General features: G+C 37.6%; 13 protein-coding genes. All 13 read left to right on the plus strand.

Annotation, left to right across the window (positions count from 1 at the left end; genetic code table 11):
* Positions 1 to 76: 76 nt before the first annotated feature.
* The 13 genes from Hs20B_RS01050 (at position 77) to glf (ending at position 17,826) form a co-directional block, all read left to right on the plus strand.
* On the plus strand, positions 77 to 1,780 hold the full coding sequence (locus Hs20B_RS01050) for an ATP-binding cassette domain-containing protein (protein WP_172354710.1): 1,704 nt from the start codon (positions 77 to 79) through the stop codon (positions 1,778 to 1,780).
* An 18-nt stretch (positions 1,781 to 1,798) separates the two neighbouring features.
* Entirely contained in the window at positions 1,799 to 2,608 is an 810-nt protein-coding gene (locus Hs20B_RS01055) for an ABC transporter permease (RefSeq protein ID WP_172354712.1), read from the plus strand.
* A 10-nt stretch (positions 2,609 to 2,618) separates the two neighbouring features.
* Positions 2,619 to 3,071 (plus strand): hypothetical protein, encoded by a 453-nt coding sequence (locus Hs20B_RS01060; protein WP_172354714.1) that lies wholly within the window; start codon positions 2,619 to 2,621, stop codon positions 3,069 to 3,071.
* 2 nt (positions 3,072 to 3,073) lie between these two features.
* Complete coding sequence (locus Hs20B_RS01065; protein WP_371863826.1) at positions 3,074 to 4,255, plus strand: CDP-glycerol glycerophosphotransferase family protein; 1,182 nt, start codon at positions 3,074 to 3,076, stop codon at positions 4,253 to 4,255.
* Complete coding sequence (locus Hs20B_RS01070) at positions 4,252 to 5,361, plus strand: CDP-glycerol glycerophosphotransferase family protein (protein ID WP_172354718.1); 1,110 nt, start codon at positions 4,252 to 4,254, stop codon at positions 5,359 to 5,361. The genes Hs20B_RS01065 and Hs20B_RS01070 overlap by 4 nt, the downstream gene beginning before the upstream one ends.
* Before the next feature lie 15 nt (positions 5,362 to 5,376).
* Positions 5,377 to 6,855 (plus strand): glycosyltransferase family 2 protein, encoded by a 1,479-nt coding sequence (locus Hs20B_RS01075; RefSeq protein ID WP_172354720.1) that lies wholly within the window; start codon positions 5,377 to 5,379, stop codon positions 6,853 to 6,855.
* 47 nt (positions 6,856 to 6,902) lie between these two features.
* The gene (locus tag Hs20B_RS01080) at positions 6,903 to 9,119 is read left to right on the plus strand and encodes a glycosyltransferase (RefSeq protein WP_172354722.1); all 2,217 of its coding nucleotides are present in this window, start codon (positions 6,903 to 6,905) and stop codon (positions 9,117 to 9,119) included.
* A gap of 18 nt (positions 9,120 to 9,137) precedes the next feature.
* Positions 9,138 to 10,139, plus strand: coding sequence for a hypothetical protein (locus tag Hs20B_RS01085; protein WP_172354724.1), 1,002 nt, complete (start codon positions 9,138 to 9,140; stop codon positions 10,137 to 10,139).
* A 15-nt stretch (positions 10,140 to 10,154) separates the two neighbouring features.
* Positions 10,155 to 11,579, plus strand: a complete 1,425-nt coding sequence (locus tag Hs20B_RS01090; RefSeq protein WP_172354726.1) for a polysaccharide pyruvyl transferase family protein — start codon at positions 10,155 to 10,157, stop codon at positions 11,577 to 11,579.
* Between the two features lie 48 nt (positions 11,580 to 11,627).
* On the plus strand, positions 11,628 to 14,744 hold the full coding sequence (menD, locus tag Hs20B_RS01095; RefSeq protein WP_172354728.1) for a 2-succinyl-5-enolpyruvyl-6-hydroxy-3-cyclohexene-1-carboxylic-acid synthase: 3,117 nt from the start codon (positions 11,628 to 11,630) through the stop codon (positions 14,742 to 14,744).
* A gap of 59 nt (positions 14,745 to 14,803) precedes the next feature.
* A complete protein-coding gene (locus Hs20B_RS01100; protein ID WP_172354730.1) occupies positions 14,804 to 16,258 on the plus strand; it encodes an NAD-dependent epimerase/dehydratase family protein in 1,455 nt (484 codons plus the stop codon).
* A 61-nt stretch (positions 16,259 to 16,319) separates the two neighbouring features.
* Positions 16,320 to 16,685 carry a hypothetical protein gene (locus tag Hs20B_RS01105; protein ID WP_172354732.1) on the plus strand — a complete coding sequence of 122 codons (366 nt, stop codon included), beginning with the start codon at positions 16,320 to 16,322 and terminating at the stop codon, positions 16,683 to 16,685.
* Positions 16,686 to 16,695: 10 nt separating this feature from the next.
* Positions 16,696 to 17,826, plus strand: a complete 1,131-nt coding sequence (gene glf / locus Hs20B_RS01110) for a UDP-galactopyranose mutase (protein WP_172354733.1) — start codon at positions 16,696 to 16,698, stop codon at positions 17,824 to 17,826.
* Positions 17,827 to 17,857: the final 31 nt, after the last annotated feature.

A 17,857-nucleotide genomic window follows, 5' to 3' on the forward strand; every position in this document is an offset into this window, starting at 1 on the left:
ACAAAAATAACATCCTATGATATAATTTAGAAAACAGATTAAAAATTTTTGAAGCATGAAATATATAGGAAAAAATATGACTGACCATCGCAGAAGTAGACGCACTAGAAAGCCACTTGCAAAATCAACAACATCGGCAAAAAATACCGAAAAAGTTGATTTAAATGTTGCAAAAGTAAGTGAAATAGCAGAAGTCGAAACAGACCAGTTAGTAAAACAAGCAACGGATAAAAACTTAAAAGTCAGAGCCAGTTTAATCTCGAAAAAATTTGAGCTCTCACAAAACGAGAAATTTAAAGAAGTATTTGGAATAGGAAAAGATAGCCGAGAAATCAAGGATTTCTGGGCACTTCGTAATATCAATTTTGATGTCTATGATGGTGAAGCCGTAGGGATTGTTGGGCTCAACGGCTCAGGCAAATCAACGCTACTCAATATCATCGATAAAAGTCTTTCAGCAACAACGGGAGAGCTTGCAATCAATGGTGAAGTTTCTTATATTGCCATAGGTGCTGGCCTCAAAGCAGGCCTAACTGGACGGGATAATATCCGCCTCAAAGGCACCATGATGGGGATGACCAAACAAGAAATAAACGAAAAAATGGAGGAAATCATCTCGTTTTCTGAGCTGGGTCCTTTTATTGATCGACAAGTTAAGGATTACTCGTCAGGGATGCGCTCAAAACTCGCCTTTTCTATTGCGGTTAATCAAGATCCAGATATTCTCATCATCGATGAAGCCTTGTCAGTAGGGGATTCTACCTTTGCTGCTAAATCCGCTAAAAAGATGTTCGAATTCAGAGAACGAGGCAAAACGATTTTCGTAGTCAGCCATAATGCTAGTCAGATTCAAAAATGGACAGATAAAGTTATTTGGTTGCATTACGGAGAAGTCAAGGAGTACGGTCCGACAAAGGACGTGCTGCCTAAATATCAAACTTTTGTCAACTGGTTCAATCGACTCTCAAAAGAACAACAAGAACAGTATAAACTAGACCGTAGACAAGAACAGCTTGACTACTCTGTTGAAGCGCTCAAACAAGAAGTAGTCGATAATTCGAGCGAAATACTTGGTCAAGAGTCACTCGAGATTATTGATGAAACAATTGCAAAAAGTAAAAACAGAGCGAAATTATCATGGCTGAGTAAGTGTATTATGGCGATATGCTTTGTATTTATGATGTTTACACTAGGCGTTTCGGTTAAAGGCGGAGGCCTAAATAACGCATCTAGTCCGAAACCATCAAAAATAGGTGCGCCAAAATCAGCACCAAGTACAAGTAGTAGCCAAAAATCAACAGCAAATTCAAGCCAAAAAAGCACAGCATCAACAAGTAAAAAAAGTAGCTCAAAAGCGATAGAAACGTTTGACTATGTCGTCCAGGACGGTGACACAGTTAGTGGAATTGCAGCAGCTTACGGCATTTCAAGTGACGAGATATTGAAACTTAATCCAAAACTAGACCCAACTCTCATCACAGTAGGTATGACATTGAAATTACCAAAATCTGTCGAAGGAAAAGCAAGTACAGTAGCAGATGATGCAGCGTCAGATACGACAACTGCTGACGACACGACAACAGATACGGTAACAACTGACGATACAACACAGACTGATAGTGGCTACACAGATGATACTTATGTTCCCGCACCGTCTTATCAAGCACCGTCTACTGATGCACCAGCTCCTGAGGTACCAACAGCATCAGCGGAAACACCAGCAGTAGAGACACCGTCGGTAGAAGATCCAACAGTAGAAACACCAGAAGTATCACAATAATCCTGAAATGAGATAGAAATGAAAGAAGTATTTCGATATATTCAAGAGCAGATAAAATATCTGCCGCTTATCTTACGAATGAGTAAGTATGATACAAAAAATAGTTATCAAAGCTTTACTTTGGGTAGGATCTGGCAATACGCCAACCCGATTGTCAGGGCAACCCTATACTATATTTTATTTGGTTTGATATTTAAGCGGAGTTTAGGAGCAACTATGGTGCCCTACTTACCATGGATGTTAGTTGGTATGGCGACATGGGGATTGACAAACGGGACTGTACTTCAGAGTATGAACAGCATTGTTAGTCAACTTAATCTTTCAAATGCATTTAGATTTTCAGTCAGTATTTCACCGAGCATTACCTTTGTTAGTAATATCATTGAATTTTTTGTCATCTCTACTGTTGCGGTCGGTATCGGCATGCTAAGCGGCTATGGTCCAAGTATTTATTGGATTCAATTAATCTATTACTTTTTTGCTATCATAGCATTCACACTTAGCTATAGTCTTTTTACAGCAACTTTGACGACAATCTTTAGAGATTACTCTCAAATCGTTAGAAGTGTTGCTAGAATCGGGATGTTCATCTCAGGCGTTATGATGAATGTACAATCGCCTGGTGTTCCAAACGTAGTTAGACGAGTCATTATGTTAAATCCGTTTTATTACTTGAATGAAGGGATGAGAAATGCCCTGTTCTCACAAGCCTGGTTCTACGAAGATAAGACATCTGCTCTGTTTTTCTGGGCGTTGACACTGTTTGTTCTATTTTCAGGGACACATCTGTTTTATAAGCATCAAGAATCTTTACGAGATTATCTATAAGGGAGTCTGTATGACTGATAAAGAGACGCTATTTACAAAACTAAAAGGTGTGGGGAGTCCCCTTTTTTTGCTAAATATGACAAATGATGCCAGAAAATTTCTAAATCAACATCAAGTTGATTTTCCACAGACAAATGATTTTGATAGGGTCTATCTGATTGTATCAGATCAAGCGTTTGAAGTCTACGAAGGCGGCGTATCACCACTTGAAGTGGCACCTGAAAAAGGTAGCCTCATCCGCTTAACACAAGAATCGCTTGAAAAAATAGTAAAAAAAATAGATCTTAACATAAAATTGAGCGAAATAGTTAATCACGATGAACTGACGCAGTTATTGAATGAACTAAAAAAAGGGAAGTCAATCAAGCAGTATAAAAAAATACTCTCAGCAATTGACAATTCTTTTGAAACAAATTTGAAAATGGGTGATTTTTTCAAAATCGCAATCAAACAATTAGGATGATGATGATGAAACGCATAGCATATTTTAAAAGAAAGGTTGTACTGGTAGTGATACCGCTTCTTTTGTATGTCATGCATTTTTTTGTTAAAACAGATGATCAACTTGTCTTGTTTTCATCGTTCAATGGTAAAGGCTATCTAGACAATCCTAAAGCTATTTTCGAAGCTATGCAAAGCAATCCCGAGCACAAGAACTATCAGCTTGTTTGGGGGATGAAAAAGCTTGAACATATCAAGGGTGCAAAGGTCGTCAAGCAACGTTCACTCGCTTATTTTTACTATCTAGTTAAGGCAAAATACTGGGTATTCAACGCCAAAATGCCTGAATATTATGTCAAAAAAGACGATCAGATTTACCTGCAAACTTGGCACGGTACACCGTTGAAAAGATTGGCGCATGATATGACAGATACTGGCATCACTTACTACCGTAGCCAACAGTCCTATCAGCAAATGCTTGCCTCATATGACAAAGACAGTCAGCTGTGGGACTATCTGGTATCACCAAATTCATTTTCAACAGAAGTGTTCAGCTCAGCTTTTCAGGTCCCTAAAGAAAAGCTGATTGAAACAGGTTATCCTAGAAATGATGTCCTAAGTCAGGCGGATGATAAATCAAAAAAAGACATCAGAGAAAAGTATCGTATGCCACAAGAAAAGACAGTTATCTTGTATGCGCCCACTTGGCGGGATAACGACTATGGTCTGACGGGGTATACATTTAAGCTAGAAGTAGACTTCCATAAATGGCAAAAGCAGCTTGGTGACGGCTATCTCATCGTTTTCAAACCGCATTATTTGATTTCAAATCAGTTTGAAATCCCGTCAGATCTGACAGAGTTTGTGCAAACTTTGCCCGCTGATTCAGACATTAACGACGCCTATCTGATGAGTGATATGCTGATTACGGACTACTCAAGTGTGTTTTTTGATTATGCCAATCTTAAGCAGCCTATCTATTTTTATATGTACGATATGGCAGCCTACCAAGATGAGTTACGAGGTTTCTACCTAGATGTCCCGTCAGATCTGCCCAATGATATCAGCCAGACAGAAGACGACTTACTGACAAAAATCACAACAGAAAAATTTGACTATGAGCGTTTAGCAGCGTTTAACCAACGATTCAACCAACTACAAGATGGCAAAGCAAGTGAGAAGGTAATAAAGGAGGTATTCAGATGAAAATTAAAAATTTAATTTTGACAATTATCTTGTCTATCTTTTACCCTTTTTCGCTGCTGCCAAAAGTCAAAAATGATCGGATTACATTCATTTCTCTTGAAAGTAGTAAGTTAACACGGGACTTCAAAATTATTAGTCAAGCACTTGAAAAATCTGGGAAATACGATCTTAAATATGACTTGTTTGAATACACACCGGGTATAAAAAATCAGCTTGCCTACGTCATCACTTGCATTAAACAACTTTTTGCCATAAACAGCTCACACTTGGTATTACTGGATTTTAACAATTTTGTAGTTTCAAAGTTCAAACGAACAAATGGTGTCAAGGTGCTCCAACTCTGGCATGCAACAGGCGCTATAAAACAGTTTGGTAATAACGTCAAACGAGACTATAAGATACAAAATTATGACTATGCGATTGCAAACTCAGAGTTTTTTGTAGAAACGTTTGCCGAGGCCTTCAATGTCAAAAAAGAAAATGTTAAAATTACAGGGATTCCTGAGACGGATAAATTATTTGATAAAAAAAGGGTAAAGCAGAATGTAGCCTATATGCTGAAAAAGTATCCTAAGATAAAAAACAAAACAATTGTAACTTATGCCCCAACTTTTCGTGGTCGGTTTGGCACAGGTTTTCGGGAAGTGGAGATTGATTTAGATTTTATTCAAAAATCATTAGGAGAATCGTACGCAATTATTTACAAGCCCCATCCACTTATTTCTAACTCTAAATACCAAGATAATAAAAATATATTCTATATGCAAGAAGAGTCAATCAAGAAAGTTTTTGCGGTAACAGATATTTTGGTTAGTGACTATTCTGCAATCGTCTATGATTACATGGTGACTCAAAAGCCTATTATTGCGTACGTGCCTGATTTGGCAGAATACTCAAATAGTCCAGGTCTGCTTTTTGATTATGAAAAATACTTTCCTGGAAGGATAACCGTGGATAACCAAACGTTGATAGATGAGATAAGATTTGTAAGTAGAGATGCTGCACGGCAGAAAAAGTTGTATCACAACGTCTTCAAGTATAAAGATGGAAAATCTACAAGACGTGTTATCAGATTAATCGAAAATATCATGGCTGATGCGCTGTGATTGGAGTAAAATAACTTGGAAAAAAATATTAAAAATCAGGAATATCAAGAATTTCAATACGATCTGACGGATAAGTCGTGGCAAGAAAAAACCATGACCTTCAAGATTAGCCAGTCAAAGATCATCACACAAACACCAAAAGTTTCTGTTGTCATCGCAAACTACAACAATGCGCCATATCTTTCAAAAATGATGGATTCACTTGTCAACCAAACTTTGGGAATAGAAAATCTTCAGGTCATGTTCATAGATGATAAATCGACAGATAACTCGATTGAGGTTGTAAAGCCCTACATTGACAAGTACCCCAACATTGAAATCTATCAACTTGATGAAAACACAGGCGGCGCACACGGACCTCGAAATGTCGGCTTGCTCAATGCGAGAGGGGAATATCTTGTCATTTTAGACGCTGATGATTGGTATGACGAAAATGCTCTGGCCTACTTGTCACAGTTAATGGATGAAAGTGGCGATGACTTTGCTGTCTCAGGCATTGTACAAAGCATTGACGGAAAACTTAGTTTAAAAAGTAGACCTTATTTCATAGATGGTGAGTTTAGGAATCGCTCTATTCAAGAGCTATCAGCAGAATTTTACGGCTGGTTAGGACCGCAAGGTATCATGATACGGCGAGAATTAGTCACCACGCATAATCTGCACTTTGTCAATCAGCGTGTAGCAGATGATGTGACCTTTTTCTATGAAGCGCTACAGTTTTCTCAAACAATCACGCAAGGTAAGGAAATGACGACCTATCTTAACCGTGACGCAGATAATCTGAGCTTGAGTAAGGCAATCAATCGAAATTTTATGATTTCATGGTTTAGGGCACTAAGTTACATTAATGAGACATTTCCTGATGACACGTCAAAAGAAAGATTTCTGTCTCGCAGGTTAGAGTGGCTACTCTATGATTTTTGTGTCAGACGTGATATTGGTTATAAGTTCGGAAAAGCACGTATTCAGGATTTTAAGGCGCAGCTTGATCAATACATCGGTAAGCTAAACTTTGATCCTAGTAAATACTTTAGAAGTGACCTTAGAAAGCTAACTTGGCAATATTTGAATGAAAAAGATGCAGCAAGCGTTTATAGATTTATCAATCTGCATTCAGTTCGTTATGTGTTGAATAAAAAGTTAGGACTGGTAACACGTGAAGGGGATACTTTCTATTTTCCGCAGTTATCAAAGAAATTTCCTAAAGTAAGGCTGAATGCCCATGCTGTTGCGAAAAATTTCACCGATCACCAACTGGACTTAGAAGTCTATTCATACAAACCTCTAGTAGGATTTGAAATACGGTCCATCATGGATCCATATGCTTCACGAATACGTCTGTCCTATCATCAATTATCGGAAAATCAGTTTCAAGTGACATTGCCACAAGACTATGATGATAAAAAAACTATATTTGTTGCCGTTTTTGACGATTATTCTGAGGTTGGTGTAAAGGATTTTAGAAAAATTATCACAAAACATAGCGCTAAATGATATAATAAGCGTATCATAGTTTGAAATTTTAAAATAGAAAGAAAAAAATGAGCCAAAAAATACTCAAAGAGTTGAACAAAAAAGAAGAATATGTTGAATATCAGTACGATTTAACAGATCAGTCATGGAAAACGAATCTACCGACTGTTACGATAACAAAATCTGAACAAATTACTGAAAATCCAAAGGTGTCAGTTGTCATTGCCAACTTCAACAATGAACCTTACTTGAAGCGTATGATGGACTCACTTGTCAATCAAACAATTGGTATTGAAAATATCCAAGTGCTCTTTTGTGATGACCGTTCAACAGATAACTCACTTGAAATCGTCCTGCCATATACTGAAAAATATCCCAACATTGAAATATATGCATTGGATAAAAATACAGGTGGTGCGCATGGTCCGCGTAATGTTGGTTTGCAATACATTCGTGGCGAGCATCTTGTTATTTTAGATGCGGATGACTGGTATGATGAAAAAGGCTTAGAGATCCTATCTAATCTTTTAGATCAGTCTAAGTCAGACATCGTTTTTGGGGGTATTGTTCGTAATCAAAATGGGCGTATGGAACTCTTTTCACCAGCCTATGTTGATCAAGAAAGTATAGACCGACCTGTTTCTGAGTTACCGTATGAATTTTATAACTGGATGGGACCTCAAGGAAATATGGTTCGGACGTCAGTTGTCTTGGAAAAAAATCTACATTTCGTTGACCAACGTGTAGCGGACGATGTGACATTTTTCTATCAAATTTTACGGATGTCAGGGACGATTTCACAAACAAAACAGCTCACGATTTATCTAAATCGTGATGATGATAATATTTCATTATCTAAAGCTGTCAATGAAACATTTATCGTATCGTGGTTGCGTGCACTTTCTTATTTAAAAGAAAACTATACATTAGATGAAGCGATGGAACGCTTTATGAGCAGACGCCTGGAATGGTTGACACTTGACTTTGCGCTTCGTTGGGATACGGCTTATGGCATGAGCTATGAGTCTGTCGAAAAACTAGCCAACTATATCTCAAGCTATCTGGGAGAACTGCCGTTTGATCCGTCTAAATATTTTGAAAGCCAACCACAAAAATTGGCTTGGCAGTATTTAATGAGTGGTCAATATGAAACTTTGGTTAATTTCGTAGCTTGGCATACACTAGCTCCAATTGATAAACGAGCTGAACTCATAGACGATCTGTATTATTTTGTTCCTGATAATCATGAATTACCTAAAATTGAGATTCCTGTACGTATCAAAGGTAAAACTGCAGCTATCACAAATGGCAATCTAGTTGTTGAATTCAATCTTTATACGCATGAACGATTCAACCGAGTTGAGATTAGAAATAACGATAAGCCCTTCGAACGCATCACAGTAAATGCTGAGAAAGTTTCTGATAATCGCTACCAAATCATAGTAACATCAGAAGACTATGCCAAGCTTTCAGATGGCATCAATAAATTCTTTGTCATCTTAAATGATTACGATGAGCACATGATTGCTATCGGTGATTTGCAGCAGTATGTAACCAGAGAAAATGTTTTAGCTGACTTTGAAGGTGTTGCTGCTATTAATGCTATTAATGCTATTAGGGCTATTATCAAGCCATTTGCTGGATTACAGTCAGGTACTTTTGTTGCCTTCAATAGCCAATTTGATAAAAACGGCGGTATTACAGTCAACACATCTAAAAGTAAAGAAATACCAAAAAATGTCTTTTACCACTCTACAAGAGAAATTCCTAAGGGAGCAAAGAAACTATCAATCAGTGAACTTTCTGATACCTATCACTTTTCAACAGGTATTTATAGCGCAGCTCAAACTATCATAACTTTCCACGATGCACAGTTAAAATATAAGAGAGATGAAATCAAGAAAGGTGATAAATTCAAAATTTTCGCAGTTGAATTTAGAAAAGACGGCAGCATATCACTATTCACAGAGTTTGGGTTCATTGAAGCTAATCAAGATGTTTATACTAAGCTCAAACAAACGAAAGTGACAATTGCTAAAACGGTTTATTCATACGCAAAACCAGATTTTGATGTAAATGAACGTGGTAGAAAACTTTCTCCAGGATCAATCGTAGAAGCAGTAGACCTAGCTTTTTCTGAAGATGATAGACCACGCTATCTATTGCAAGATGGCAGTTATATTACCGAAAAACCAGAATTTGTTATTCTTGCAACTAAAAAAATTCGTAAACCGACAGCAAAATCGAAGTTAAAACGTAGAATAAAAAGAATCTTAGAAGACTGATAGGTAGGAAAAGGAAAAATGAAGAAAGCATTTATAGATACAAAAATTGATCGTCCGGTCTTTAGTGATGAAACAATTTCTTTTAATGTTGAAGAACTTGCAGATATTAATGAGATATTTTGGAGTTTGGACTCTGTGAATCCTGTTATCTTGTTTGATGAGGATGACATAACGATTGATGACAAACAAATCACACTGAATTTTAGTCAACATCGATTTAACCCTTATCAGACTTACTATTTGCTCGCAAATACGATAGACGGGGTACCTGTCAGATTTACTTTTGATGGCATTGAGATGTTATTGCCATACGAAGTGCATTTTGATGTTGAGACTGAAGAAGATGACGGATTAAAGACAGATTTGTTTATCAATCCATTTGGTAATATTGCAATTCAAAAAGTCACATCGCACATCTTAGATACAGATATCAAGCGTCTACCAATCTATGGTAAAATGACAGATTTTGTGGTGTCATCAGATGACATAACAGCTGATATTTTGATTCAATATGACCAAATAAGGTTTGACATTACACCAGATATGATCCGCCCTGTGTTCGTTGCAGTGAATGATGATGAGACAAAGATTTCACGTATTAATGATTTTAAAGTCGGTAAAGTAAATAATGATATCCACATTAGCTTGTCAGTGCTTAATGTTGTCAACTTGTTGGAATTTACTAATTATAGTTTTGCTTTTATTGTTAAAATGAATGATACAAAAAATACACTACTTGTTAACCGCGTATCTGAAAATGTTTTTGAAAAAGTTCATCCATTTACCCGTGAAGAATTTCTTCTTAAAAACAACATCGTTACTTTAAGTTGGTTTGATAAAGAAGGTATCATAATCGAACGTCATACGTCTAAAGACTTACTACAAAAAGAGAAACTTCGATTTGATGGGGAATTTAAGTTTGATCTAATCGAAAGCCAAAGTGGTAAGTTAGAAGTATCACAACAGTATAAAGATTTTGAACAAAAGTGGATTGGTGAATCCTCTTATCGGAAGTTTTAGAGAGGGAGGATAAAGTTGGAAAATGAAAAAAAATATGATGTTGCAATTTTAGGTTGGTGGTATGGCGTAAATTATGGCTCTATTTTGACCTACTATGGTTTGAATAAAGCGATTTCAAATCTTGGTTACGATGTTTTGATGGTACACGAAACGCTCGGCTACAACGCTTGGCGAGTAAGATGGCCTGAAACAATCATGCCTTTGCAATTTGCTAAGCGGGTGGGCTACAATTATACAAAACAGTATGATAAATCCGAATTAGCTGAGTTGAATGACTTAGCTGATGCGTTCGTTGTCGGTAGCGATCAACTTTGGAATCCTGGTATTCCTCGAGTGAATGAAGATTTGCTATTGAGTTTTGTTAACCCAAATAAGAAGCGTATTTCGTATGGCACGTCAATTTCGCGCGGCGAAGAATATTTTAACGATTTATTCATTAAAGATTTTCGGAATAATGTGCAAAAATTTGATGGCGTATCCGTTCGCGAAGTCGGCGCATTGGAGCAAATTAAAAAATACACTGGTGTAAGCGCAGAACAAGTGGTAGATCCGGTATTTTTGCTTGATAAGGCTGACTATGGAGTACTGGCTGACCAAGCGACGTTTGAACCTGAAGGCGACTATCTGGCGTTGTTCTTGTTGGATCCCAACGAGGATAAAAAGCGCGTAGCATTGGCTATTAGTGAAAAGCTTGGCTTTAACCACATCATTGTGATTCCAAATCCGGAAGCAAATATTAGTATTTATGAAAATATTTTTGCTGGAGACCAATTTGAGATTTTGCGTGAAGCTGCGCCAGAAAATTTCTTGAATATCTACCGCCATGCGGCTTATGTCGTGACGGATAGTTTCCACGGGAGCGTCTTTTCAGCCGTGTTCGAGAAGCCGTTTAATTCATTTTTTAATGTCACTCGTGGGGCGCAACGCTTCACCGAATTGATGGACTTGTTAGCATTAGGGGATTCACGTCAAGTTTTCGAAGATATGACCAGTGAAGCGGTTCAGAATTCTGATAATGTCACGCGTACGATTGCCTACGGTGATAAAATAACCTTCAATCAAAAACGGCAGCAGTCACTTGCTTGGTTGCAAAACGTGTTAACTGCTAACCATGCGGTCGATTTTGAAACATTTATGACGACCCATGAGTTCGTCTTTTACCGTACTGGCAGTCGTCAGAAACCATTGGCGCGCCACGTGGTGTTTGATAAATATGGTGTGATTTCCGGTATTAATAGTCCAAACGAGCGGTATTGGCGGTTTGAAGATAATCAGTTTATTATTCTAAACGCGAAAAATGAGCCAACATCAGTGTTTGATATTTTACCTGATGTCTTGTCAGAAGAGACGTTTAAAATTTCAGGTGATTTTGTTGTAAACCCTGAGGTTAAGCATATTTTTGAAACAGAAACGAGCTATAACGCTCAACATGCGGGCTAATGAAAAATTTAATCATGTAAATAGAATGACAATAAAGGATGTAGAAAAATGACAATAAATGGAAATTTTGAACCGAATACGAAATTTGATGTTGGTATTTTAGGTTGGTGGTACGGCCAAAACTTTGGTTCGATGTTGACTTATTTCGCAATTAATAAGGCAGTCTCGAATCTAGGTAAAAGTGTTGTGATGATTCATGAAGCGACCGGTTATAATGGTTGGCGGGTTAAGTGGAGTGATGAAATTGCACCAATGGACTTTGCACGACGTCAAGGATATAATTACACAGAACAGCAACACTATTCGAACAACAGTGAATTGAATGCGTTAACTGATACATTTATGGTTGGATCCGATCAACTTTGGAATCCTCATGTTGGCCGTGTGAATGATGATCTGTTCTTGGACTTTTCAAGTGATGATAAGAAGCGCATCGCTTATTCAACGTCATTTGGTGACGCAGATAATGATAAGTATAAGCCAGCGTTTGTTGAGAAAAATTCGCAGAATTTAAAGCGTTTTGATGCCTTGTCAGTGCGTGAAAATTATGCGGTTAAAACGGCTAAAGATATTTTCGGTGTTGATGCAGAACAAGTGCTTGATCCAGTGTTCTTGATTGATAAAGCAGAGTATGAAAAGTTGGCTTCTGAAGCGACGACTCGCATTGATGGGGAATATCTATTGGCTTTCATCTTAGATCCTTCTGAAAAGAAAAAAGATGTCGTCAAAGCAACGGCTGCTAAGCTAGGCTTTGAAAAAGTCGCTGTCATTACTGATGCCAATGTGAAGCAAATTGCTAAGGCGAAGGAAATTTTCAAAGAGGATATCTTTGAAGTCATTGAAGAAATTAAGCCGGAAAACTTCTTGTATGCGTATCAAAATGCGCAATATGTTGTCACAGATAGTTTCCACGGTTCAGTATTCTCATACATTTTCCGTCGCCCATTTTCTGTTTTCTACAATACAACGCGTGGTGCTGACCGCTTCATTAACTTGATGAGTTTACTCGGATTAGAAGATAGCCGTCGCGTGTATGAAACAAATACAGCCGATGATATCAATCAAAATGAAAATGTCACACTAACCATTGATTACTCAAAGGGTGAGAAGCAGGTGGCGGTTGAAACTGCCAAGTCACAAGCGTGGCTCGAAGCGGCCATTGACGCGCCTAAAAAGACGGATAAAATCTTGCCTGCTGGTGAAACTATGATACCATCAAACAGTGTTTCAACTGAACAAATTCTGAAGAATGGTATATTTGTTTTTTATCGCGAAGGGCAACATGGTGAGGTACTAAGACAGGAGGTAACCTTTAATCAAGATGGTACACTGTCGGGAACAAATCAGACTAACGAAAAATATTGGACATTAGAGGATAGTAAATTGATTTTCTTAAACGGTTCAAAGGCAGCAACTACAGTTTTTGAAAATATAAAATCAAATTACATTGAAGATGAATTTCGTCTTGTGGGAACCTTTGTACCAAATCCACGTATTCACCATGTTTTAGAAACCCAGAAGTCATTTATTCGCCGTACAAATCAAAACCCTGATTTCATAAAGACTAAAATATTAGTTGCTAAGATGAGAGATTACGGTATTAAAGACGTTGTTCTTGCACCAGGCGGACGAGATTTGACACTGATACGAGTGATTGAAAATAACCAAGATGCTTTTAACATTCACTACGTGACAGACGAGCGTAGTGCGGGATATTTTGCATTAGGTATTGCCAATAAAACCCAACGACCAACGGCAGTTGTTGTGACAAGTGGTACAGCAGCAAGTAACCTTGCTCCGGCAATTACAGAAGCATTTTATATGAACCTACCAGTAGTAGCAATTACAGCTGATCGATATCCAGAGTTTCATGGTCAAGGAGAAGATCAAACGATTGAGCAAGCAGGTATGTTTGAGCCAATGATAAAAAAATCAGTCAATATTCCAACAGCCGCTGGCAAAAAAAATGAAGTGTTTACTCGTCGTTTAGTTTCTGAGGCTATTCTGGAGGCAACCCATAATGGTGGCGGACCTGTTCACATTAATATCTCTTTTGATGCTGTTCCAAATATAGCACCTATAAAAAAAGCATACGAATTACCAACTCTAAAACATATCAAGCGTGTAACGCGTCAAGATGATCTCACATTGTGGGATGAATATGTGAAGATTTTGAAAAAGTCGAATAAAATTCTGCTGATTTATGGACAAAATTTCAAACCAACAGCTGAACAACAAAAAAATATAGATGCTTTTGCAGCACGATATAATGTTGTGATTTTGGCTGATTGGCTCTCAAATCTATATGGGGATAAAGTCGTGCATTCATTCAATATGCTTAGACTAGTTTCACAACGGACGTTTAATAAGGAAATTGCGCCAGATATCGTGATCTCACTTGGCGGGAAAAACGTTATGAATCACCCGATTAATTTTAAGCTTCGCGCTGCACCTGATTCTGTCCGTAACTGGCGAGTTGCTCCTGATGGTGAAATTAAAGATTTGTATTATCATCTGAGTTCTGTTTTAGAAACGAATCAAGATTGGTTCTTTAAATATTTTTCAGAAAAAGCTGATAATAATCAAAATAATAACGATTATTTGAACAAATGGAATGCGTTAGATGCGGCGTACCCTACACCTGTCCATGATGTTTATAATCAAAAATATGTCACTCAACAAGTGATGAAACAAATGCCAGAAGAGTCATTATTCCATATTGGTGTCGGAAATACCTTTATGATGACTCATACTGAAAACTTGGATCCAAACAAAAAACTTGAGATTTTCTTAAATATGGGGACAAATGGTATCGATGGTTCGGCGTCTGCTTTCATGGGACAAGTTGCAACAGACGATATTGATAGATTGAAATTCCTCATGCTAGGAGATATGAGTTTCTTTTACGACATGAATTCTCTTTGGAATAAAAATTTAGATGGTAATGTTCGTATTATTATGGTAAATAATAGTGGTTCCGGTCTATTGAAACACTATGGCAGTCCTGGAGTAACTCAGGCTCATTCAACAGTTGCGGAAGGGTGGGTTAAATCACTTGGATTTGACTATTTATCATCTAAAAATAAAGAAGACTTTGATACCTCAATCAAGGAATTTACGGGTAAAGATACTGGCAGACCTATTTTCTTTGAAGTGTTTATTTAAGCGCACAAATGAATATTATAAAAAAAGTTATAGTAAAAAACTATAGTAAGGTGAATGCTATGAAAAATGTTCTATTAGTAGGAGGAACAGGGGCGATTGGGCAGTATTTATCGCCATTCCTCGTAAAAGAAGGATTTACGGTTTATATCACATCACGTTCAGAAAGAAAAAGTAATGATAAAAACGTTATCTATCTCCAAGGTAATGGTAAGGATTTAGCTTGGCTTGAGAAACTTTCGGCTGACTATAAGTTCATATCTATCGTAGATTTTATGATGTACTCGTCTGACGAATTTAAGGAACGGTATGAAAAACTCTTGACTCTGAGTAAACAATATTTTTTCCTGAGTAGTTACCGTGCGTTGGCTGATGAGACAGCATATATAACTGAGGAATCACCGAGGAAATTAGATGTTCTAGATAAATATCCAGAATTTTCTGCTGATACCTATGGGATTCGAAAAGCTGAAGAAGAAGAGTTATTGCATAATGCGTCAACTCAAAATTGGACGATTCTACGGCCCTCAATGACTTTTTCAAGAGGAAGATTTCAATTTGGTGCTAGTGATAATAACGATGTTCTACGAACAACTCGTGGTGGTGGTATCATCTTATCAGATCAGATGATCAATCAATCTACAACTTTGGTTTATGGAAAAGATGTCGCCTTGATGATTTCAAAATTAGTTGATAATCAGCGTGCTATTGGACAAGTATTTAATGTTGTCACTTCGGAAAGCCATACGTGGCAAGAGGTTTCTGATATTTATCATAAAGTCTTTGGGCTAAAACTAAAAACAGTCTTACCCAATCAAGACTATGTTGCTCTCACTAAGTTAGAAGGAGCAATGATAGATAGGGTCTTGTCCAGAAAGTTTGATAATTCTAAGTTATTAGATGTAACAGGACTTAAGGAATCTGATTTTCATTCATTGGCTGATGGGTTAACAGAAGCATGGCACGAGACTGATTTTGAGAGATTTTTCATGGCTAGAAGAAATTGGGAATATGAGGCGAAAGTCGATTTTCTAACGGATACTAGACAAAATTTAGACAGGGTATCACTGAGGAGTAAGATTATTTATTTCGATACGCTTGCTAAACTTGGCAAAGTTGATGATTTTTATGTACGTGAATCAAATGGCTACTGGCAAGCATCTCAGCTTGATAATCACCTTAAGTTACATCGAACAAAAAAAGATAGCAGTGGTCCAGACAATAGATGGATAAGTCTAAAAATTGGTGACAGCATCAGATTGAAAAAAGGATTTAATTATCTGCTAAGCTTATCAATTTCATCTACTATTGAGACTGAGTTTACACCATTTTTTCATGTCAGAACGGGAAGTATACAGTCCTTAGATAGACAAAAGATAAATAAGGATGATAAGAATCAGCTAAAAATAAACTTCAAAGCTAACTCGGATGATTTCACAGATTTAGCATTTACTGCGACTGATTTTATTGAGTCTGGTGATTTAATTATTGAATCAATTAGTATAGATCCAGAATAAGGTATTTGGCAAAAAAAGAGCGGTCAAGCAAAATCTAATAGTGTAAGGATAAAACAACAAAATGAAAAAAGTAATCGGAACGATTGTCACCGCAATTATTGCTCTAATAATAGGGCTGGTTGTTGGAAGCAAGTTTTTGAGTAATAGAGAGTCTGATGCTGTTCAGGCTGTTGCAAGTGGACATTATACTGTAAAAGCAAGGTGGTCTTGGACTAGTTTGGATGTATCTGGCGATACATGGACACTAGATGGCAAGCGGAAATATAATGTTGTTGCAACGGGCAGGAATATGGTCGTACTTCAAGAAGAAAAGAAAGACACTGTGACGACTTATAAAGTACTTAAAGCGAATAAGAAAATTGACCTATATACTATTACAGATAAAGGGATAACAAAAAAAGTTCAAGCAACATTAAATGTTAAATAGGGAGAATAAAATGAAACACAACACAAAAAATTATGATTACCTGATCGTTGGTGCTGGGCCGTTTGGTGCGATTTTTGCGCATGAGGCGGCTAGCCGTGGCAAACGTAGCTTAATTATAGAGCGTCGCAGTCATATTGCGGGTAACATGTATACGCACAAGGAAAATGGCATCAATGTGCATGATTACGGTGCACACATTTTCCATACGGATAACAAAGTTGTCTGGGATTATATCAACCAATTTACCGAGTTTAACGGCTATATCAACCAGGTTGTCGCAAACTACAAAGGCGATTTGTATAATCTACCATTTAACATGAATACCTTTTATCAAATGTGGGGTGTGAAGACGCCGGCTGAAGCGCAGGCAAAAATAGCAGAACAGCGTGAAGCTGCGGGCATTTCAGGCACACCAAAAAACCTTGAAGAACAGGCGATTTCGCTGATTGGTACAGACATTTACGAAAAACTGATCAAAGGCTACACTGAGAAACAATGGGGTCGCAAGGCGACTGAGTTACCTAGTTTTATCATTCGCCGCTTGCCAACGCGTTTTATCTATGATAATAACTATTTCAACCACCGCTATCAAGGCGTGCCGGTCGATGGTTACACAGCGATTTTTGATAAAATGCTTGACAGTGATTTGATTGACGTGCAGCTTGACACAGACTTCTTTGCGGATAAAGAAGCGTATCTATCAGAGTTTCCACGGATTGTCTACACGGGCATGATTGACCAATTTTTTGATTATAAATTTGGTGAGTTAGAATATCGTAGCGTACGTTTTGAGTCAGAAACATTGCCGACAGATAATGCGCAAGGCAACTCAGTAATCAACTACACCGATGCTGAAACGCCGTTCACACGTGTCATGGAATGGCGCCATTTTGACCAAAAAGGTGATGATGATGTGACGATTTTGACGCGTGAATACCCGCAGGACTGGGATCGCACGAAAGAAGCGTATTATCCAGTGAATGACCATAAAAACTCTGAACTTTTCCGTCAGTACAAGCATGAGGCAGATCAGGTTGACAATGTCATCATGGGTGGTCGTTTGGGAAATTATCAGTACTACGACATGGATATGGTCTTTCATGCCGCGTTAGTTGCAGTGGAGAAGGAATTTGGCGAGTAATAGAGAGCCAACTCTGCTAGGTTAGTTAGTA

Origin of the sequence: Pseudolactococcus insecticola, assembly GCF_011170065.1 — a bacterium.
In the GTDB taxonomy this organism is placed as follows: Bacteria; Bacillota; Bacilli; order Lactobacillales; family Streptococcaceae; genus Pseudolactococcus; species Pseudolactococcus insecticola.

What these genes read in the sequence shown, in the direction of transcription:
- Hs20B_RS01050 (WP_172354710.1), top strand. Translation starts at nt 77, where the DNA reads ATGACTGACCATCGCAGAAGTAGACGCACTAGAAAGCCACTTGCAAAA.
- Hs20B_RS01055 (WP_172354712.1), top strand. Translation starts at nt 1,799, where the DNA reads ATGAAAGAAGTATTTCGATATATTCAAGAGCAGATAAAATATCTGCCG.
- Hs20B_RS01060 (WP_172354714.1), top strand. Translation starts at nt 2,619, where the DNA reads ATGACTGATAAAGAGACGCTATTTACAAAACTAAAAGGTGTGGGGAGT.
- Hs20B_RS01065 (WP_371863826.1), top strand. Translation starts at nt 3,074, where the DNA reads ATGATGAAACGCATAGCATATTTTAAAAGAAAGGTTGTACTGGTAGTG.
- Hs20B_RS01070 (WP_172354718.1), top strand. Translation starts at nt 4,252, where the DNA reads ATGAAAATTAAAAATTTAATTTTGACAATTATCTTGTCTATCTTTTAC.
- Hs20B_RS01080 (WP_172354722.1), top strand. Translation starts at nt 6,903, where the DNA reads ATGAGCCAAAAAATACTCAAAGAGTTGAACAAAAAAGAAGAATATGTT.
- Hs20B_RS01085 (WP_172354724.1), top strand. Translation starts at nt 9,138, where the DNA reads ATGAAGAAAGCATTTATAGATACAAAAATTGATCGTCCGGTCTTTAGT.
- menD (WP_172354728.1), top strand. Translation starts at nt 11,628, where the DNA reads ATGACAATAAATGGAAATTTTGAACCGAATACGAAATTTGATGTTGGT.
- Hs20B_RS01100 (WP_172354730.1), top strand. Translation starts at nt 14,804, where the DNA reads ATGAAAAATGTTCTATTAGTAGGAGGAACAGGGGCGATTGGGCAGTAT.
- Hs20B_RS01105 (WP_172354732.1), top strand. Translation starts at nt 16,320, where the DNA reads ATGAAAAAAGTAATCGGAACGATTGTCACCGCAATTATTGCTCTAATA.
- glf (WP_172354733.1), top strand. Translation starts at nt 16,696, where the DNA reads ATGAAACACAACACAAAAAATTATGATTACCTGATCGTTGGTGCTGGG.